Below are 18,283 nucleotides of genomic sequence, written 5' to 3'. Positions count from 1 at the left end.
GTGGGAGAGATACGATGAAGGCTCTCGTCTGGCACGGCGCTCAGGACATTCGCTGCGATTCCGTCCCCGATCCCCGGATCGAGGACGAGCGGGACGCGATCATCAAGGTCACGGCCTGCGCCATCTGCGGCTCGGACCTGCACCTCTACGACCACGTCATGCCCGGCATGGAGAAGGGCGACGTCATGGGCCACGAGTTCATGGGCGAGGTGGTCGAGACGGGGAAGGGCGTCGGCGGCAGCCTGCGCAAGGGCGAACGGGTGGTGATCCCGTTCACGATCATCTGTGGCGAATGCGACCAGTGCAAGCGTGGCTTCTTCTCGGTCTGCGAGCGCTCGAACCGCAACAAGCACCTCGCCGCCAAGGTCTTCGGGCACACCACCGCGGGCCTCTTCGGCTACACCCACCTCACCGGGGGCTATGCGGGCGGCCAGGCCGAGTACGTCCGCGTCCCCTTCGCGGACAAGACCCACATCAAGGTGCCGGAGGGGCTCACCGACGAGCAGGTGCTGTTCCTCGGCGACATCTTCCCCACCGGCTGGCAGGCTGCGGTGCAGGCGGACATCCAGCCCACCGACACCGTGGCGATCTGGGGCGCCGGCCCGGTCGGCCAGATGGCGATCCGCTCGGCGATCCTGCTCGGCGCCAAGCAGGTGGTGTGCATCGACCGCGTGCCCGAGCGCCTGGAGATGGCCCGGGCCGGGGGCGCCGTGACCATCGACAACGGCACGGAGAGCACCGTCGAGCGGCTGAACCAGCTCACGGCCGGCAAGGGTCCGGAGAAGTGCATCGATGCCGTCGGCATGGAAGCGCACGCCCCCCGCGCCCTGGAGCACGCCTACGACCGCCTGAAGCAGGCGATGATGCTGGAGAGCGACCGGGCCAGCGTCCTGCGCGAGATGATCTATGTCTGCCGCCCGGCCGGCATCCTCTCCATTCCGGGGGTCTATGGCGGCCTCGTGGACAAGATCCCGATGGGCGCCCTGATGAACAAGGGCCTCACCGTCCGCACCGGCCAGACCCATGTGAACCGCTGGACTGACGACCTCGTGAAGCGGATCGCCGACGGGCAGATCGACCCCTCCTTCGTCATCACCCACCGGGGCCGCCTCGAAGACGGGCCCGATCTCTACAAGACGTTCCGCGACAAGAAGGACAACTGCATCAAGGTCGTGCTCCGGCCCTGAGCGCCGCCCCTTTCCCGATGGAGGAAGTCCGCATGCCCGCATCCGCGTCCCGTCCGGATCCGACCGTTCGTTCCGGTCGGATGAGGCCCGAAGTCCCGCCCGCCCGGCTGTCCTCGGACCGCCGGCGCCGGCCCGATCCGGCCACGCGCCAGGTGGCGCAGGGCCTCGGCTGGTTCTCCCTCGCCCTCGGGATCACCGAGCTGACCTGCGGCGACGCCATCGCGCGCCGGCTCGGCATGCCCCGCGCCGGCGCGCTGGTGCGCGCCTACGGTGTGCGTGAGATCGTCCAGGGCGCCGGTATCCTCGGCTCCCACGATCCGACGCCGTGGATCTGGGCCCGGGTGGCCGGCGACGTCCTCGACGTCGCCACCGTCCTGCCCGGCCTCACGGGCGATCCGCGCCACCGCGCCAACACCGGCATCGCCCTCGGCGCCCTGGCGGGCGTCGGCGTGATCGACGTGCTCTGCGCCCAGGCCCTGTCCGACGCCCCCCTGGCGCCCTCGGAGCGCGTCCGTGCGGATTATCGGAGCCGGAGCGGTTTCCCGAAGGGCATCGACGCGACGCGCGGCGCCGCCCGCGACGTCCGGCCCCCCGAATTCACGACGCCGGAGGGGCTCCGGGCCTGGGCTTAGGGCGCGGACCAAGCGCGGATCGCCCGGTCGCGATGCGGTCGTCCATCGCGACCCGGGTGCCGCCGTACGGGGGTCGCTCCGCACCATGGGCTGTCCCGGGCCGGCATCCCGCCATAGCCCGTCCGGGACCGCCCCGGCCGGGTGCTTGGCCTCAGTTCGCCCGCCGCGACAGCGAGATCGCGTAGGCCGGCGAGCGGATGGCGAACATCGGGTCGTCGGCGGGGCCGGCCACGCCCGCGGGCAGGTCGACCACCGGATCGAAGGTCGCCGCGTCGCAGGTGGCGGCCGGTGCGAGGGCGGCGATCGCCAGGGTGCCGAGCTTGACCGACTTGCGATTCTCCTCGGGCCAGAGGACGGTGGGATCCTGGGTCGGATCCCCGGGCTCGCCGAGGATCGCCACGAGGTCGAACGTCGCCGGCCCCTGCGCGAGACGCGCCGTCAATTCGTCGGCGTAGAACGCGTCGGGCTTGGCCTTGGCCTCGTCGTCCGTGAGGCCGAGCTGGCCCGCCGTCGCCACCGTCTTCAGCTTGGCCACCGTGGCTTTTCCGGCGGCGTCGGTGAGCGTGTAGGCGTGGACGCCCCAGTAATCGACGCCCGCGTAGCTCGCCGGCACCGGGCGCGCGTTCAGCCAGGCCGCCTGCCGGGTCGTCTCGGGGTTGGCCACCCCGAACGCCTTGATCTTCTCGGCATCCGGTTTTCCGTCCGGTCCCGGCGCCCGCACGCTGGCGAAATCGAGCAATTGCTGCGGAGTCTTGGAGCCGAAGACCGGGGCAGAGATGAACACGAACACCATGTCGCCGGCGGGGTGGTTGATCCGCATGGAGAAGCCGCGCGTGACGGGCTTGGCCTTGTCGGAGACCTTCGGGTTGCTGCCCCCCATGGAGAAGCGGGCCGTCACCGGCAGGGGCTTCTCGGGGGCGCGGCTGAAGTGCGGCGCCTTGGACAGGCCCTGCGCTTCGGCCGAGGGCGTGAAGCTGCCCGTGACGCAGACGCCCTTGGCCCCGCTCCCGCGCACGTTCGGCTGATTGCCGCCGGCCTTGAACAGGGCGTCGACGATGGCCTGCGTCTCGGGTTCGGCCTTCGCAGGCGTCGAGCAGGCGAGGGCGGCGATACCGCCGAGGAGCAGCAGGTTCGGTCTCATCACGGGCGCACCCCACGGGCAAACGGATCGAGGTCGGGAGACAACGGAGCCGACACCCAGGGCGCGATTCCCGGGGTGTCGGCCGGGTCGGGCCTAGTAGCTGCCGAACTTGTAGTTCAGGCCGGCGCGGACGAGGCTGCCCTCGGTGGAGATGCGGCTGTTGTAGCCGACACCGGGACCGCCGACGCTGGCGACGAGCAGATTGCGGCTGCCGAGATCGTAGCGCAGGTATTCGGCCTTGAGGGTCACGGCGCTGGACTTGAAGAAGTTGAAGAACGAGTCCGTGGGCAGGGCGTACTCGATGCCGCCGCCATAGGCGTAGCCGGTCTCGATATTGGAGCGCGACCCCGCATAGGTGACGGGCAGGCCGGTGGTGAAGGTGATGCGCTGGGTGACGTCGCCGTAGGCGAAGCCGCCGGTCCCGTAGATCAGGAACTTGTCGAAGGCGTAGCCGATCCGGCCGCGGACGGTGCCGAGGAACGACAGCTCGGTGCGGTAGCTGTTGGTCAGCTGGTTCGGGTTGAAGACCGGGTTGAAGATGACCTGGGTCGTGGTGCGCTGGAGGTCGGTGTATTGCGCATCGGCTTCGAGGCCGACCACGATGCCGCTGCCCGGGGTGAACTGATAGTTGTAGCCGACCTGGCCGCCGCCGGTGAATCCTTCCGACGCATTCCGCACGGACGCCTGACGCAGACCGTTGACGACGTTGTTCTGCAGCTGCGCGCCGCCGGGGGTGTTGATGCCCGTGGTGCGGATGGTGTCGTTCTCGCTGAAGGCGTAGCCAGCATTGATACCGAAATAGGCGCCCGTCCAAGTGAAGACCGGGATGGGCGTGAAGACCGGCGGGGGGGCCTGACGGCGGGGCAGGTCGGCGGCGGCGGCGGCGCTGGAGAGAAGCGCGGCGGCACCGCCGGCCAGGAGCAGCGTCTTGAGCATCGGCAAAGGGCCTTCGGGTTCAGGACTTTCGGGATGGAGGGACGGTGCCCGCCCACCCTCGACATGCCGATCCCTTGCGACCATGCATAGATCTTGCGGCGTTCAGGCGTCGTATTCCGAAGCAGATCCGCCGCTTTCCGGTGTCGCAGTGATCCATGTGCAACAGAAATTCCAATGAATCTCTTGGTAATAAAATTTTCGTGATAGCGGATTAAAACAGAACCCTATTCTTTACTGCAATATCGGGCGTCGGCTTGCCCGAGAGGGCGAATCGCGGCCCTCGGTATTGCGGCCTGAATCTGCGGCTCCGGCGTGAAGGGGAAGCAGGGTCGCTCCGGGGCGGCGCCGCGGCCCGCATCCGCGATCGTCGCTGCCGATTTGCCGATGCGAGGCCGGCCTTCCGGTCCTGCCCCTGCATTTCGCGCATGGCTCGGCGGAGGCCTTCCGGTCTCACCCGACTGTGACCTCTTCTCCGTGCAACGATCGACGCCGAGGCAACTTGGGCAGGGGTGCCGCCACGTTCGGGGCGAGCCTTTCATCCCTGTAGCAACGAGATGTTGATGACGCCTCAATTCTGGCTTTGGCTCGGCTTCGCGGGCATGGCGGCCGGTGCCGCCGCGATTCTGTTCCTCGGGAAGCGGCGGACCCCCGCGGAGGAGGCGGATGCCATCATCCACGGGATCGTGCCGATCATCGCGGCCTGTTCCTACTTCGCCATGGCGACGGGGCAGGGGAGCATCGCCCTGCCGGCCGGTCCGGAAGCGGCCGACGCCGCGCGGCAGTTCTACTTCGCCCGCTACATCGACTGGACCTTCACCACGCCCCTGCTGCTCGTCGGCCTCGCCCGCACGGCGATGCATTCGGGGATGCGCCGTCCGGCCGTCGTCTGGGGCCTCGTCGGCTCCGACCTGATCATGATCGTCACCGCCCTGGCCTTCGGCCTCTCGACGGTCGCCTGGGTGAAGTGGACCTGGTTCGCCATCTCCTGCGGCGCGTTCCTGGCCGTGTTCTATGGGATCTTCGTGCAGCTGCGGGAGGAGAACGCCGCCGAACGGGCCGATGTTCGCTCCGCCTTCCTGCGCAACGCCGTGTTCCTCTCGGCGGTCTGGTGCGCCTATCCGGTGGTGCTCCTCGTCGGCCAGGACGGCCTCGGCTTCCTGTCCCCCGCCGTGGCCCTGGCCGTGGTGGCGATCCTCGATCTGACCGCGAAGGTAGTCTACGGCGTGATGGCGACGCTGCAGACCACGCGGGCCGTCGACCGGGACCTCGCCGAAGGCACGGTCACGGCCAAGCCCCTGCGCCGGGCGGCCTGATCCGGATGGCGGCGCGCGCGTCCCTCGCGGGGCTCCTGCCCCTGGCGGGGGCCGGCACGGCGCTCGCCCTCGTCGCCTCCGCGGCCCTGCCGCGCGAGGCGTCCTGGCTCGCGGCCCTGGCGGTGGTGATCGGGCTCGGCGTGCCGCACGGCGCCCTGGACGGGGCCGTGGCGGCGCCCCTGCTGCGCCCCCGCTTCGGATGGGCCTGGTTCGGGATCTTCGCGGTTCCGTATCTGGGCCTCGCGGGCCTGGTCCTGCTCGCCTGGCAGGTCGCCCCGCTGGCGACCCTGGCGGGCTTCCTCGCCCTGTCGGTCCTGCATTTCGGCGAGGAGGATGCCGGCCCGGACCGGCCCCTCGAGGTCCTGGTGCGCGGGGGGCTGCCGGTCGCGCTGCCGGCGCTGCTGCGGCCCGAGGAGACCGCCGGGCTGTTCGCGGCCGTCACGCGCCTGCCGATGCCGGTGCTTCCCGGCTGGTGGGTGGCGGCGTCCTGGGTCTGGCTCGCCCTCGCGGCCTCCTGGGTGTTCGCGGGGCGGCGACCCTGGTCCGTGCGCGGCGAGATGGCCGCCCTGGCGGCCGCCTTCTGGCTGCTGCCGCCGCTCACCGCCTTCACCCTGTACTTCGTCGGACTCCACGGTCCCCGGCACATGCGGGCGCTGGTGCGCGATCCGACCCGGGCGCCGGGCATCGACACGATGGGCAAGGCCGTCCGCGCGTCGCTGCCGGTGTTCGGCCTGACCCTCCTGCTCGGCGCAGCCCTGTGGCCGCTCTACGCCGCCGGCACGGACGACCCCGCCGCCACCCTGCTGTGCCTCACCCTGCGGATGCTGTCGGCCCTGACGGTGCCGCACGTCCTCCTCGACCGGATCGCGGCCCGGGCGCCGGCGGTTCAGGCGACCGGTTCGGCGACGAACTTGGCATAGCCCCGGGCCCGCAGATCACAGGCCGGGCACTGGCCGCAGCCGTGTCCCCAGGGATGGCGGTCCCCGCGGGTGCCGAGGTAGCAGGTGTGGCTGTCCTCGACGACGAGGTCGACCAGCGGCTGTCCGCCGAGGTCCCGGGCCAGGGCCCAGGTCTCGGCCTTGTCGATCCACATCAAGGGCGTGTGCAGGACGAAGCGCCGGTCCATGCCGAGGTTCAGCGCCACCTGCAGCGCCTTGATGGTGTCGTCCCGGCAATCCGGGTAGCCCGAATAGTCGGTCTCGCACATGCCGCCGACGAGGTGCGTCAGCGCGCGGCGATAGGCCAGCGCCGCCGCGAAGGTCAGGAACAGGAGGTTGCGGCCCGGCACGAAGGTGTTGGGCAATCCGCCGGCCTCGAACGCGATGGCGGTGTCGCGGGTGAGCGCCGTCTCGGAGACCTGGCCCAGGGCGTCGAGGGCGAGCGTATGGTCGTCGCCGAGGCGCGCGGCCCATTCGGGTTTCAGAGCCGCGATCCCCGTCCGCAGGGCGTCCCGGCAGTCGAGTTCGATCCGGTGGCGCTGGCCGTAATCGAAGCCGAGGGTCTCGACATGCGCGAAGCGCTCCAGGGCCCAGGCGAGGCAGGTGGTGGAATCCTGGCCCCCCGAGAACAGGACCAGGGCGCGCCCCGCGCTCATCGCTGGCTCTCGCCCTCGTACTCGGCCCAGGACATCGGCGTCTCGTAGACCTTCACGGAGGAGAGGGCCGGCAGCGCCGCCTTGGTGCGGTCCCAGATCCAGGCCGCGATGTGCTCGGCGGTGGGGTTCTCCAGCCCCTCGATCTCGTTGAGGCAGTAATGGTCGAGGCGCGCCAGCACCGGCGCGAAGGCGTGCTCGACGTCGAAGAAATCCACCACCCAGCCGCTGGCCGGATCGACGGCCCCCGAGAGGGTGAGCTCGACCCGGTAGGAATGCCCGTGCATGCGGTGGCAGCGATGGGTCTCGGGCACGTTCGGCAGGCGGTGGGCCGCCTCGAAGGTGAAGGCTTGGGTGATCTTCATCGAGCAATCTTCATGGTGCGAGCGGGCGGGATCCTCAAGGAATCCCGATGATCTTGTGCGTCTGGAGCGAGAGGCGCCAGCGCGCGTCGCGCCGGCAATAGGCGACCGCCTCGGCGGTGTGGGCGAGCCGGTCCGGCCCGTCCATGGGCTGGAGCCAGTGGTGGCGGAAGTCGAGATCCGCGAAGGCCTCCGGTCCCGCCTCCGCCTGCGGGAAGACGAGCTTGAGCTCGTGCCCGCTGCGCTGGACGATCGGGTTGCCGGCCTTGGGGCTGACGCAGATCCAGTCGATCCCGGCCGGGGCCGCCAGGGTGCCGTTGGTCTCCACCGCGATCTCGAAGCCGGCTGCGTGGACGGCCGCGATCAGGGCGTCGTCGAGCTGGAGCAGCGGCTCGCCGCCGGTGAACACGACGTAGCGGTGACGCGGCCCGCCGGCCCAGGTCTTCGCGATGGCGTCGGCCAGGTCCGGCGCCGTGGAAAAGCGCCCGCCGCCCTCGCCATCCATCCCGACGAAGTCGGTGTCGCAGAACCGGCAGGCCGCGGTGGCGCGGTCCTCCTCGCGGCCCGACCAGAGATTGCAGCCGGCAAAGCGGCAGAACACCGCCGCGCGGCCGGCCTGCGCGCCCTCGCCCTGCAGGGTGTGGAACAGTTCCTTGACTGCGTACGCCATCACGTCCTCGGCACCCGCCCCGGCGAACCGTCCGGGCCAAGCGCACCCCATCCTCTGAAACATCCGTCGGCCGCGATAAGCGCCCCACGCGCACATAAGCGGTCCCCGGCGCGGGCACCACGGGGCCCGGCGGCCCCCACCCATGCGGAGGGCGGCGGTATACCATGATTCCGCCGGCCTCTCGCGTCTGCGAGAGGCTCTGCCATGCTCCTGCCACGGAACGCGGCTTTGTGGAGACCGTGTCACGATCCGGCGAGGCGCGCTTGCCGCCGCTCCCGGAGGGGTGGCATGCCAGCTTGGCCGTTGACCGGCTTCCCGCCAGGGCCGATCATCGATTGGGCCGGGGCGTTCCTTCTTGAGACAGGCCTGATGTCGAACGGATTGTTGAGGCGCCTCGTCGTCGGTCTCGCGGTGGCGGCGGGCCTGCTGGGTGCGGGTTCCGCGAGCGCCACCACCGCACCGATCCTCGTGGTCGATGTCGATTCCGGCAAGGTGATCTACGGGCAGGCGGCCACGGACCCGTGGTTCCCGGCCTCCATCACCAAGCTGATGACGACCTACGTCGCCCTGGACCTCGTCCGGCAGGGCAAGCTCTCCCTCGACACGCTCCTGACCATCTCGCCGGCGGCCGCCGCCGAGCCGCCCTCGAAGATGGGGTTCCGCCCGGGCACCAAGCTCACCCTCGACAACGCCCTGAAGATCATCATGGTCAAGTCGGCCAACGACGTGGCCTGGGCGATCGGCGAGAATCTCGGCGGCTCCGTCGAGGGCTTCGCCCAGATGATGAACGAGACCGCCCAGCGCATCGGCATGCGCGAGAGCCGCTGGACCAACCCCAACGGTCTGCCCGATGCCCGGCAATGGACCTCGGCGCGCGACATGGCGGTCCTCGGGCGCGCCCTGATCCGCGACTTCCCCGAGAGCCGCGCGCTGTTCTCGATCAGCGCGATCCAGTTCGGCCGCTCGGTGATGGCCAACCACAACGGTCTCCTGGGCCGCTATGCCGGCGCCGACGGCATGAAGACCGGCTTCATCTGCTCGGGCGGCTTCAACGTGGTGGCGACCGCGACCCGCAACGGACGCCGCATCCTCACCGTGGTGATGGGCCAGCCCAGCGCCCGCGAGCGCGACCTGAAGGCGGCCGACCTGTTCGATTACGGCTTCAGCCAGTCCCCCGGCTGGGGCGCCCAGACCCTCGACGCCCTGCCGTCCTCCGGCCTCTCGGAGCCGCCGGACATGCGGCCCTACATCTGCGACCGCAAGAAGCCGATGCCGGTGGACGAGGGCCAGGGCGCCATCACGGCCAGCGCGAGCGCCGCCGGCGCCAGCGCCGACAACGCCAACGCGCAGCTGATGGCCGCCGCCGCCCCGCCCTCCGCGGCGCTGGCCTTCGCCACCATGAACAGCGCCGCCCTGCGCAACCGCGCCCTGCCGCCCCGCGCCCCGCTGCAGCCGATCCTGGTCTGGATCGGCCGCGACCCGGCCGAGGGCGCCATCGCGCTGAACGAGCAGGAAGAGGCCGAGAAGGCGGAGAAGGCCGCCAAGCTCGCGGAGGCCCGCAAGGCCAAGCTCGAGGCGGTCGCGGCCAAGCGCGAGGCCGCGCACCAGGCCAAGGCGGCCGCCCCCGCCCCGAAGGCCGCCGCCAAGCCCGAGCCGAAGAAGGCCCTCGCCCGCGGCAAGGCCGGCGTTCCGGCCACGGCCAGCGCCTACGCCCCCGCCGAGTCGACGCCCGTGATGGAGGGCGCGCCGAAGCTGAAAGTCGGCGCGGTCAAGAAGCCGGCGGCGAAGGCGGCCCCCAAGGCGGGTGCCAAGGCCGAGAACAAGCCGGCCGGTGCCGCCGCCAAGGCGAAGGCGACCAAGGCGGCCAGCAAGGCCCAGGCGGACGAGTAGGACGGTTTCGGGGGGCGGTTCGCGCGGTGCGGCCGGCCTCGCCCACGGGCCCGTTTCAGCCCCACGTCATTCCGGGGCCGCGGAGCGGAGCCCGGAATCCAGACACGCCGAAGGTGCAGGACTGTCCACAGTCAGCGGTTCTGGATTCCGGGCTCGCCTTCGGCGCCCCGGAATGACGGTATGCGTTATATCATGCGTTCCGGGACGACGGCCCTGCTTCAGCCCCATGCGCCAACCCCACACGTGTGTGTTCTGTAACATTATAACACCCACGAGGATTGAGCGCCGCCGCCCGGAGGGCTAGGTCAGGGGGATGACCGACCTGTCCAAGCCCGATCCCCGCGCGCCCGAGCCGATCCCGCTCACCGTCCTCACCGGCTTCCTCGGGGCCGGCAAGACGACGCTGCTGAACCGGATGCTGCGCGATCCGGCGCTGGCCGACACCGTGGTCATCGTCAACGAGTTCGGCGAGATCGGCCTCGACCATCTGCTGATCGAGCGGATCGACGAGGACATGGTCCTGCTCGGGGCGGGCTGCCTGTGCTGCACGGTGCGGGGCGATCTCATCGCGACGCTGGAAGACCTGCTGCGCAAGCGCGACAACGGCCGCATCCAGCCCTTCCGCCGGGTGGTGATCGAGACGACGGGCCTCGCCGACCCCGCCCCGATCCTGCACGCGCTGATCTACCATCCCTACCTCGTCATCCGGTACCGCCTGCAGGGCGTCGTCACCGTGGTCGACGCGGTCAACGGCGCCGCGACCCTCGACGCCCATGCCGAGGCCGTGCGGCAGGTGGCGGTGGCCGACCAGATCGTGGTGACGAAACGGGATCTGGCGGAGGATGACGGCCGCGCCCTGGAGGCGCGCCTGCGGGCCCTGAACCCGACGGCGCCCCTGCACGCGGCCGCGGTGGCGCCCGCCGAGCTCCTCGGCGGCCTGTTCGGCCTCGACGGCAAGAGCGATGACGTGCGCGCCTGGCTCGGCGAAGAGGCCGCGCGCGAGGCCCATCACGGGCACGACCACGCGGGGCACCACCACCACGGCCACCACCGGCACGACGTGAACCGGCACGATGCCGCGATCCGCGCCTTCAGCCTGACCAGCGACGTGCCCGTGCCCCGGGCCGCCTTCGAGATGTTCCTCGATCTCCTGCGCTCGGCCCACGGTCCGAACCTGCTGCGCCTGAAGGGGCTCGTGGCCCTGGCCGATGCCCCCGACCGGCCGCTGGTGGTGCACGGGGTGCAGCACGTGATCCACGCCCCGGTCCATCTCGAGGCCTGGCCCGATGCCGACCATCGCTCGCGCCTCGTCCTGATTCTGCGCGACCTCGACCCGGCCTTCGTCACCCGCCTGTGGGACGCCTTCCTCGGACGGCCGCGCATCGATGCGCCCGACGCGGCGGCGCTGACCCACAATCCCCTGGCGATTCCGGGCGGCTAGGGCAATTTCGGTGATCTCTGGATCACCGAAATTGCCCTGATCTATTGTGTGGTCGCATTTTCTTCACGCGAGCCGGAATCCACCTCGCTTGAACATGCTCTAGTGGTGCGAGTCTAACATTTGGTGCCCGCGCTTTGCGGCCTGGATGATGCGATCCGGGTCGGCAGTCCAGACGAAGGGCTTTGGGTCGCCGTTGCTCTCAGCNCTAGTGGTGCGAGTCTAACATTTGGTGCCCGCGCTTTGCGGCCTGGATGATGCGATCCGGGTCGGCAGTCCAGACGAAGGGCTTTGGGTCGCCGTTGCTCTCAGCGATGAAGCGCTTGATGGCCGCCTGCACCTCGATCAGCGATCCGAACACGCCGCGTCGGAGCCGGCGTTTTGCGAGCTTGGCGAAGAAGCCCTCGACGGCATTGAGCCATGAGGCTGAGGTTGGGGTGAAGTGGAAGGTCCATCGCGGGTGGCGGTCGAGCCAGGCACGGACCTTCGGGTGCTTGTGGACGGCGTAGTTGTCCAGGATCGCGTGGACGATCTTGCCCGCCGGAACCGCAGCCTCAACCGTATTGAGGAAGCGAATGAACTCCTGATGCCGATGGCGCTGCATGCAGCGGCCGATCACTTTGCCCTCCAGCACGTCCAGGGCGGCGAACAGGGTCGTGGTGCCGTGGCGCTTGTAGTCGTGGGTGCGCGTCGTCGGCTGGCCCGGCTTCATCGGCAACGGGGCCTGCGTGCGGGCGAGCGCCTGGATCTGGCTCTTCTCGTCGACCGAGAGCACGACGGCATGGGCCGGCGGCTCGACGTAGAGCCCGACGACATCGCGCAGTTTGGTTGCGAAGGCAGGGTCGGTGGAAAGCTTGAACTGCCGGATCCGATGCGGCTGCAGACCATGCCCGCGCCAGATCCGCTGCACCGACGAGATGCTGATGGCCGCGACCTTGCTCATGGCGGCGGCCGTCCAATGCGTGGTCTCGCCGGGCGGATCTCCTTGCGTCAGAGCGACCACGCGCGCCGCCACCTCCGGTCCGAGCCGCGGGATGCGCGCCGGCCGCGTCTTATCCCGAAGGAGCCCGTCGACGCCCTCCTGCGCGAAACGGTCTTGCCAGCGCCAGACCACGGTCTTGGACACGCCCGCCTCACGCATGGTCGCATGCGTCCCGAGCCCATCGGCGCTCAGCAGCACGATACGGGCGCGCCAGACGTGCTTCTGCGGCGTGTTTCGATCCGCAACGAGCGCTTCGAGCCGAAGCCGATCCGAACTGGAGAGCGTGAAGGAGATGCCACTGCGCATCCCGCCAGACTCGCAGGACAGGCCTCAAACCGAAACCCCACGCGGACTCAACCGTCAGACCTTAACCACTAGNAGAGCGTGAAGGAGATGCCACTGCGCATCCCGCCAGACTCGCAGGACAGGCCTCAAACCGAAACCCCACGCGGACTCAACCGTCAGACCTTAACCACTAGGAGGCTCGGTGACTTCCTCATCGATCTGAGCGAGGTTTACACAGCTGAAGGCTGGCCTATCTTGCAGATGCAACGCTTTGACGTGTTCTGAAAGCAATCAGTTTTTTCAGAGATCAAAAGCATCTGGATATGCTCGTCCACTGGCATGCCTACCGGAGGCTACACCTGCGCAAGCTGCATAGCTCAACGGCGCCGGATATTCGATCGTAAACCTGACACTCAAACCCGTCAGGAAGGGCTGTCCAGAAGCCACATTTGGCGATCTGAATGCAGCACGGCCTGGCTTGTGCCGAGATGGTCACCATCTGATCGTCATGGTGCCCGGTACTCTCAGGCGTGTTCTTATGGCTCACCCGCGGAGGGGTAAGCCATAGGGTCTGGTCTGCTTCGCCTCAGGCGAACAGCAGGACGTCGTTGTGGCCAGTGCCTGTGAGCAGGTCGAGGTTAGTCACGCCCACGAGCTGGAACGTCTCGCTCGCCCCACCATGCGCCGCATCCGCCGTGATGGTGTAGAGGTCCGAGTTCGCTGCATGGGTGAACGTTGCGCCTGCGCCGAAGCCGTAGAACTCCAGGTGATCGCCCGACGCCAAACCGGCACCGGTGAAGTCCGTGACCTTGTCGCCGTGGGCCTCGCCGAGGCGGAACACGAAGGTGTCGTCACCCAGCCCGCCTGTCAGGGTGTCCGCACCGCCTCGCCCATCGAGTACGTTGGCGCCAGCATTGCCGACGATCTTGTTGGCGAGAGCGTTGCCGGTGCCGTTGATCGCTGCCTTGGTGCACAATGCCAAGTTCTCGACGTTATCGGCCAAGGTGTAGCTGACCTTGCTCAGCACCCGGTCGGTGCCCTGCCCGGCCGACTCGATCACGGCATCGCCGACATTGTCGACAATGTAGGTGTCATTGCCGCTGCCACCCCGCAGTGAGTCTCTGCCGCTCGCACCGTCGAGGCGGTCGTTGACACTGCCGCCCGAGATGCTGTTGGCGAGCGCGTTGCCGGTGCCTGAGAACCCGCCCGTGCCGGTGAACACGAGGTTCACCGATCCATCGGGCAGCGTGAACGCCTGGGCGCTCGTTTCGACCGTCTGGGGAGCTCCGGTTCCGCTGAACGCAAAGTCGCCCGGCTTCAGAGTGAAGACATTGTTGATCTCAATCGTCTCGGTCGTGCCGTTCGAGGCGATAACGTAGAAGTCGGTCCCGTTGACCTGCTCGATGGTGGCGTTCGCCGCGTAGCCGACAAGGTGGAGGATATCGCCTCCGTCGACGCCGGCGCCCGCGAAGTCGACGATCCGGTCACCATTCGCCTCACCCGCGCGCATGACGAAGATGTCGTTGCCCGCACCGCCAGTCAGGCTATCGGCGCCGCCCCGCCCGTCGAGCACATCGTTGCCGGCACCGCCACTGATCTTGTTGGCGAGGGCGTTGCCGGTACCTCTGAAGTCGCCGGTGCCGGTGAAAAGGAGGTTCTCCACATTCTCGGACAGCGTGAAGGTTCCGAACGTGCTCCGGACAAGATCGATGCCCTCGTTTGCCTTCTCGATGACGGTGTCGTCGGCCGAGTCGACGTAATACGTGTCGTCCCCAATCCCGCCGGACAACGTGTCGTTGCCCTCGTTGCCGTTCAGGAGATCGTTGCCGCTGCCGCCGACAATGACGTCGTTGCCCAGGCCGCCTTGCAGGGCGTCGTCGTCGGCGCCCCCGTCAATGGTGTCGTCGCCGTCATCGGCCCTGATGATGTCCTTGCCATCCCCGCCGAAGAGCTTGTCGTTCCCAGCGTTGCCGCGCAGGAGGTCGTCACCCGATCCGCCGTATGCAACGTCGTCACCGTCACCACCGTTCAGCGTATCGTTTCCGCCGGCCCCATAGAGCTGATCATCACCAGCCCCGCCGTTGAGCAAGTCGTTGCCCCCCGCCGACTTGATGATGTTGTCTTCGCTGTTCCCGCTGCCGTTGAAGTCGCCCGAGCCCGTATAGCTCAGGTTTTCGACATTGAGCGTCAGGGTCCAACTGCTTAGCGCGGTCTGAACAGTGTCGATCCCCTTGTTCCCGCCCTCGGCGATCTGGTCCGTCGTGGCAGTGACGATGTAGGTGTCGTCGCCGAAGCCACCGTCCAACAGGTCCTTGCCCCCACCGCCCGTCAGCGTGTCGTTGCCGGCTCCGCCATAGAGGGCATCGTCACCGAGACCGCCGTTCAGGGTGTCGCCTAAGTTGGTGCCATACAGCTTCTCGTTCGCAGCCGTCCCGACGGTGTTGAACGGGACACCCTTCTCGATCGTATGCTCGCTCGCATAGGCGCGGATGTAGTCGATCTTCATATTGGCCGGGAACGGCGTGGTCGCATCCGGATCGCCGGCCCAGTCGCTGCCTCCGCCGAGGTTGGCGAGCATGTACATCGGCACGTCGAGCCCCTTGGGCGTCGATATGGTGCGCACCGCGACCCCGTCGATGTACCAGGTCAGGTAGTCGGGCTCCCAATCCAGGCCGTAGGTGTGGAACTCAGTCGTGGCCGTGGGCACGGAGAAGGTTCCGGCGGAGGCCCCCGATCCCCAGTGCACACCGCCGATGGTGTGCGTGGGGTCCACACCCCGCGCCTCGACGATGTCGAGCTCCGGGGGCCACGAACCGTCCATCGGCAGCAGCCAGAAGGCGTTGTGCAGGCCTTGACCGGACACCAGTTGAGCCCGGATCTCGAAGTAGCCGTACGTCTGATGGAAACTGCCGATGCTATCAATATTACCAGAGGTGTAACCGTAGCCGTAGTATTTGAACTTATCCGCCTCCGCGACGGGGTTCATGCTGATCGTCAGCACGCCATCCTTGAGCGCAAAGGGGTTCGTGCCGATCGGCTTGCCGTAGGTTCCCTCATCCTCGGCGTAGGTAAAATACTGGATCGAGCCGTGATCGACCGTGGTATGACCCGCAAGGCCGGCGCGTGGGAAGAGCGGATACCAGTTCTCTGTGCTTCCGGTTCCGAGATTGAGCTTGAAGGTGTTGAAGTCGTCGTTGAAGGCCAGCTGATAATTGCTGACCTGGTTGGCTAATATGAACGAGCTCGCCGTCAGCGAGCTCAAGGCCGTATTCTTTAAGATGACGCTGTCGTCCGCATCAATTGTCAGGACCGTGTCGGAGCCAACCGTCCGCATGGCCCCCTTCACTTGTGAAAAACTTGTGAAGTTGGAGAAGTTCTGTAAGTTGACGTAGTCGTCTGCGGTCAAATCCATGATCGTGTCGTGGCCGGCAACAAAGAACACGTCGTCGCCGTCGCCGCCGGTCATTTCGTCGTCGCCGAGACCACCGTCGACGATGTTCTTATTGCTGTTTCCGATCAGGATATTGTTTAATGCGTTGCCGATCGCCTGGTTAGCACCGGTTCCAACAAGCGTCAGGTTCTCGACGTTGGCTGCCAGCGTGTACGACGTGTCTGCTTGAACTGTGTCGATGCCCTCGTTGATCTTCTCGACCACGCGATGCTTCTGGGAATGGACGATGTAGGTGTCGTCGCCGAGGCTGCCGATTAGCGAGCCGCTTCCGATCCCCGTCCGACCGTAACCGACGATGAGGTCATTGCCGGCTGTTCCATAGGTGGTCTCCCCGTCAACGGACTGGGTGATCGTCGAGGTAGATGATCCAGAGACGGGCAGGGCCACGGCGGAGCCTTTCACGTGCCGGTTAAGAAAAAAGTAAGACTTTCTGCTGCCGAGATCTTAAGCAGGCTTACAATTGTTATTGCGCTGGCAACGGCTGCGTGAATTGAGTTCAAATGCGGCGATACTGTGATTTTAGCATACTGTGGCCGAAAGAGCTTTGGTCGTGTCACATATACGACACGCAACGCCTCAGCGGCCTTGATGGCTTGCACGTTTTGCTACCACTGACCGTACACGGGAGCCGCAGAGCCGTCCGTGGCGAGGTCCCGCCGAGACCGAACAGCAACTCAGTTCCAGCCTCTAGTTGAGCCAGCAGCTGCGCCCTCGAATATGGCAGCCGTGCGTTGCGCCCTTAATAACCTTGTAAGGCCACCGCTGTTTTATGGACCCATCAATACCGGGCATGGGAGAGAACGAGGGTGGATCGACACAGCGCGAAGGATCTAAATCAGTTCAAGGATCGACGGCAGTTCGAGCGCACAGAGATGGCCGAGCAAGGCGTCGCGGTGTTCGCGGATGGCACGCGAGTTCCCTGCATCATCCACGACATGTCCGATCCCGACGCCGAGAAGAGCTTTGGGATGCGAGTCGAGCTGATCAACGTTCCGAACAGCAAGGTGCCCCACAGTTTCCAGGTTCATCTACCGTCCGGCCGAGTGATTTTATATTCGCCCGGCTGGGCCGACGCTCTCTAAGGCTTCTCAGCCTTTTCTAACAGGTTTAAGTGTCAGCTAAACGACCGTTTTGCGGGCATTGCGCAAACGTGAGAACGGCCAAGCAACAAACCGGCCTAAAAATGTCAGAAAAGTATGACCGATTTTCTATTGCGGACTAAACGCGTTTGATCCACTATCCTGACATGCTTGTCGGATATGCCCGCGTCTCCACCCTCGATCAGAACCTCGACCTGCAGCGTGACGCGCTGACCAAGGCTGGGTGCGAGCGCTTGTTCGAGGAGAAGAAGTCCGGCAAGGCTGGGACCAAGCGCCCCGAGTTCGAAGCGGCGCTTGCTTACCTGCGTCCTACCGACGTCCTGGTAGTCTGGAAGCTCGATCGGCTCGGTCGCTCGCTGGTCGAGATGATGCGCACCATCGACAGCTTGCGGAAGAACGAGGTCCACTTCCGGTCTCTGACCGAGCAGTTCGACAGCGACACGGCGCATGGGCGCTTTGCCCTGCAGATGCACGGCGCCATGGCTGAGTACTTCCTCGACCTCAATCGCGAGCGCACCATGGAGGGGCTGAAGGCTGCCCTGGCGCGAGGGCGCAAAGGCGGTCGGCCCAAGAAGCTGACCGAAGCTGACATCGAGGCCGCGCGTGCTCTGCTACAATCGGGCACTATCTCCATTGCGGCCATCGCCAAGCGCCTGGGGATCAGCCGGGACACCTTCTACAACTACTTCCCTCAGGCCCGGGCCCGCAGTCAGGCCGCCGCTGCGGATGCAGCACGGCAGGCCTGACGCGGATGCCGATCCGACGTGAGCACCGCTTCTTCTATCCTATCGATTGGCCACAGCTCTCGGCCGTCATCCGCTTCAAGCGTGCGGGTGGCCGATGCGAGGTCTGCGCCCGTCCGCATGGACAGCGCGTTTTCCACCTTGGCGACGGACGCTGGTGGGATGCTGAAGGCGCTTCCTGGCGCGACGGAGCAGGTCGCTTCATCTGCCTTGCGATCGGAGCAGACGACGTGCTCGGACGCGTGCGCACGACGCGGGTGGTTCTGGCAACAGGGCACCGCGATCATGACACCGCCAACAACGGGCCGAAGAACCTCGCTGCCTTCTGTCAGCGCTGCCACATGAAGCACGACCGCCCCGAGCATCAGCGGAGACGCTGGCGAACTCTGTTCCGGCGAAAGGCGCTGGGCGATCTCTTCCGCGGTCCATACTCCAGCGCTTAAGTCCGCATGAGAGCATCCGAACTGTCTGATCGCCAGCCTCGTGCTGGGTTGGCGCTGCACCTTAACGGTTTGTTACCAATGTCTCTTCAGGATGTCTCAACCTTCGGAGGATCGTTCCC

General features: G+C 67.1%; 16 protein-coding genes. 9 read left to right on the top strand and 7 right to left on the bottom strand.

Annotated features, from left to right (window positions below):
* Window positions 1-14: 14 nt before the first annotated feature.
* Window positions 15-1,187 carry a zinc-dependent alcohol dehydrogenase gene (locus ASF41_RS02980; protein ID WP_056215031.1) on the top strand — a complete coding sequence of 391 codons (1,173 nt, stop codon included), beginning with the start codon at window positions 15-17 and terminating at the stop codon, window positions 1,185-1,187.
* A gap of 80 nt (window positions 1,188-1,267) precedes the next feature.
* Window positions 1,268-1,819 (top strand): hypothetical protein, encoded by a 552-nt coding sequence (locus ASF41_RS02975; RefSeq protein ID WP_056490701.1) that lies wholly within the window; start codon window positions 1,268-1,270, stop codon window positions 1,817-1,819.
* 151 nt (window positions 1,820-1,970) lie between these two features.
* Here the strand turns inward: ASF41_RS02975 and ASF41_RS02970 are convergent, their stop codons facing one another.
* Window positions 1,971-2,960: a catalase family peroxidase gene (locus ASF41_RS02970; protein ID WP_056490698.1), complete on the bottom strand. Its 990-nt coding sequence runs from the start codon at window positions 2,958-2,960 to the stop codon at window positions 1,971-1,973.
* 93 nt (window positions 2,961-3,053) lie between these two features.
* Window positions 3,054-3,896 (bottom strand): outer membrane protein, encoded by an 843-nt coding sequence (locus ASF41_RS02965; protein ID WP_056352622.1) that lies wholly within the window; start codon window positions 3,894-3,896, stop codon window positions 3,054-3,056.
* Window positions 3,897-4,456: 560 nt separating this feature from the next.
* Between ASF41_RS02965 and ASF41_RS02960 the strand changes: the two genes are divergently transcribed.
* The gene (locus tag ASF41_RS02960) at window positions 4,457-5,209 is read left to right on the top strand and encodes a bacteriorhodopsin (protein WP_056215049.1); all 753 of its coding nucleotides are present in this window, start codon (window positions 4,457-4,459) and stop codon (window positions 5,207-5,209) included.
* A gap of 5 nt (window positions 5,210-5,214) precedes the next feature.
* Window positions 5,215-6,129, top strand: a complete 915-nt coding sequence (locus tag ASF41_RS02955) for a Brp/Blh family beta-carotene 15,15'-dioxygenase (protein WP_056490695.1) — start codon at window positions 5,215-5,217, stop codon at window positions 6,127-6,129.
* Here the strand turns inward: ASF41_RS02955 and queC are convergent.
* The 3 genes from queC to queE are packed head-to-tail and all read right to left on the bottom strand — an operon-like array spanning window position 6,096 to window position 7,832.
* A complete protein-coding gene (gene queC, locus ASF41_RS02950) occupies window positions 6,096-6,803 on the bottom strand; it encodes a 7-cyano-7-deazaguanine synthase QueC (RefSeq protein WP_056490693.1) in 708 nt (235 codons plus the stop codon). The genes ASF41_RS02955 and queC overlap by 34 nt on opposite strands.
* Complete coding sequence (gene queD / locus ASF41_RS02945) at window positions 6,800-7,165, bottom strand: 6-carboxytetrahydropterin synthase QueD (RefSeq protein WP_056215059.1); 366 nt, start codon at window positions 7,163-7,165, stop codon at window positions 6,800-6,802. Before queD ends, queC begins: the two co-directional genes overlap by 4 nt.
* A 34-nt stretch (window positions 7,166-7,199) precedes the next feature.
* Window positions 7,200-7,832, bottom strand: a complete 633-nt coding sequence (gene queE / locus ASF41_RS02940) for a 7-carboxy-7-deazaguanine synthase (protein WP_056352631.1) — start codon at window positions 7,830-7,832, stop codon at window positions 7,200-7,202.
* A 369-nt stretch (window positions 7,833-8,201) separates the two neighbouring features.
* On the opposite strand from queE, the gene ASF41_RS02935 reads away from it, so the two are divergent.
* Window positions 8,202-9,722 carry a D-alanyl-D-alanine carboxypeptidase family protein gene (locus ASF41_RS02935; protein ID WP_056215067.1) on the top strand — a complete coding sequence of 507 codons (1,521 nt, stop codon included), beginning with the start codon at window positions 8,202-8,204 and terminating at the stop codon, window positions 9,720-9,722.
* Between the two features lie 313 nt (window positions 9,723-10,035).
* The gene (locus ASF41_RS02930; RefSeq protein ID WP_056275534.1) at window positions 10,036-11,163 is read left to right on the top strand and encodes a GTP-binding protein; all 1,128 of its coding nucleotides are present in this window, start codon (window positions 10,036-10,038) and stop codon (window positions 11,161-11,163) included.
* Window positions 11,164-11,368: 205 nt separating this feature from the next.
* Here the strand turns inward: ASF41_RS02930 and ASF41_RS02925 are convergent, their stop codons facing one another.
* Complete coding sequence (locus tag ASF41_RS02925) at window positions 11,369-12,448, bottom strand: IS630 family transposase (RefSeq protein WP_056490690.1); 1,080 nt, start codon at window positions 12,446-12,448, stop codon at window positions 11,369-11,371.
* Between the two features lie 565 nt (window positions 12,449-13,013).
* On the bottom strand, window positions 13,014-16,265 hold the full coding sequence (locus ASF41_RS02920) for a family 16 glycosylhydrolase (protein WP_056490687.1): 3,252 nt from the start codon (window positions 16,263-16,265) through the stop codon (window positions 13,014-13,016).
* 419 nt (window positions 16,266-16,684) lie between these two features.
* Between ASF41_RS02920 and ASF41_RS25765 the strand changes: the two genes are divergently transcribed.
* The 3 genes from ASF41_RS25765 (at window position 16,685) to ASF41_RS25875 (ending at window position 18,164) form a co-directional block, all read left to right on the top strand.
* Window positions 16,685-16,960 (top strand): hypothetical protein, encoded by a 276-nt coding sequence (locus ASF41_RS25765; RefSeq protein ID WP_210166973.1) that lies wholly within the window; start codon window positions 16,685-16,687, stop codon window positions 16,958-16,960.
* A gap of 164 nt (window positions 16,961-17,124) precedes the next feature.
* A complete protein-coding gene (locus ASF41_RS02910) occupies window positions 17,125-17,724 on the top strand; it encodes a recombinase family protein (protein ID WP_056490680.1) in 600 nt (199 codons plus the stop codon).
* A gap of 5 nt (window positions 17,725-17,729) precedes the next feature.
* Window positions 17,730-18,164, top strand: a complete 435-nt coding sequence (locus ASF41_RS25875; RefSeq protein WP_082503957.1) for a hypothetical protein — start codon at window positions 17,730-17,732, stop codon at window positions 18,162-18,164.
* Window positions 18,165-18,283: the final 119 nt, after the last annotated feature.

It is taken from the genome of Methylobacterium sp. Leaf111, assembly GCF_001423285.1.
Classification (GTDB): domain Bacteria; phylum Pseudomonadota; class Alphaproteobacteria; order Rhizobiales; family Beijerinckiaceae; genus Methylobacterium.
The sequence above is the reverse complement of the archived record's forward strand: the minus strand, read 5'-3'. Positions and strand labels throughout refer to the sequence as shown.

Bases quoted from the DNA above. Each gene is read 5' to 3' on its own strand.
- ASF41_RS02980 (WP_056215031.1), top strand. From the start codon at position 15: ATGAAGGCTCTCGTCTGGCACGGCGCTCAGGACATTCGCTGCGATTCC.
- ASF41_RS02975 (WP_056490701.1), top strand. From the start codon at position 1,268: ATGAGGCCCGAAGTCCCGCCCGCCCGGCTGTCCTCGGACCGCCGGCGC.
- ASF41_RS02970 (WP_056490698.1), bottom strand. From the start codon at position 2,960: ATGAGACCGAACCTGCTGCTCCTCGGCGGTATCGCCGCCCTCGCCTGC.
- ASF41_RS02965 (WP_056352622.1), bottom strand. From the start codon at position 3,896: ATGCTCAAGACGCTGCTCCTGGCCGGCGGTGCCGCCGCGCTTCTCTCC.
- ASF41_RS02960 (WP_056215049.1), top strand. From the start codon at position 4,457: ATGACGCCTCAATTCTGGCTTTGGCTCGGCTTCGCGGGCATGGCGGCC.
- ASF41_RS02955 (WP_056490695.1), top strand. From the start codon at position 5,215: ATGGCGGCGCGCGCGTCCCTCGCGGGGCTCCTGCCCCTGGCGGGGGCC.
- queC (WP_056490693.1), bottom strand. From the start codon at position 6,803: ATGAGCGCGGGGCGCGCCCTGGTCCTGTTCTCGGGGGGCCAGGATTCC.
- queD (WP_056215059.1), bottom strand. From the start codon at position 7,165: ATGAAGATCACCCAAGCCTTCACCTTCGAGGCGGCCCACCGCCTGCCG.
- queE (WP_056352631.1), bottom strand. From the start codon at position 7,832: ATGGCGTACGCAGTCAAGGAACTGTTCCACACCCTGCAGGGCGAGGGC.
- ASF41_RS02935 (WP_056215067.1), top strand. From the start codon at position 8,202: ATGTCGAACGGATTGTTGAGGCGCCTCGTCGTCGGTCTCGCGGTGGCG.
- ASF41_RS02930 (WP_056275534.1), top strand. From the start codon at position 10,036: ATGACCGACCTGTCCAAGCCCGATCCCCGCGCGCCCGAGCCGATCCCG.
- ASF41_RS02925 (WP_056490690.1), bottom strand. From the start codon at position 12,448: ATGCGCAGTGGCATCTCCTTCACGCTCTCCAGTTCGGATCGGCTTCGG.
- ASF41_RS02910 (WP_056490680.1), top strand. From the start codon at position 17,125: ATGCTTGTCGGATATGCCCGCGTCTCCACCCTCGATCAGAACCTCGAC.
- ASF41_RS25875 (WP_082503957.1), top strand. From the start codon at position 17,730: ATGCCGATCCGACGTGAGCACCGCTTCTTCTATCCTATCGATTGGCCA.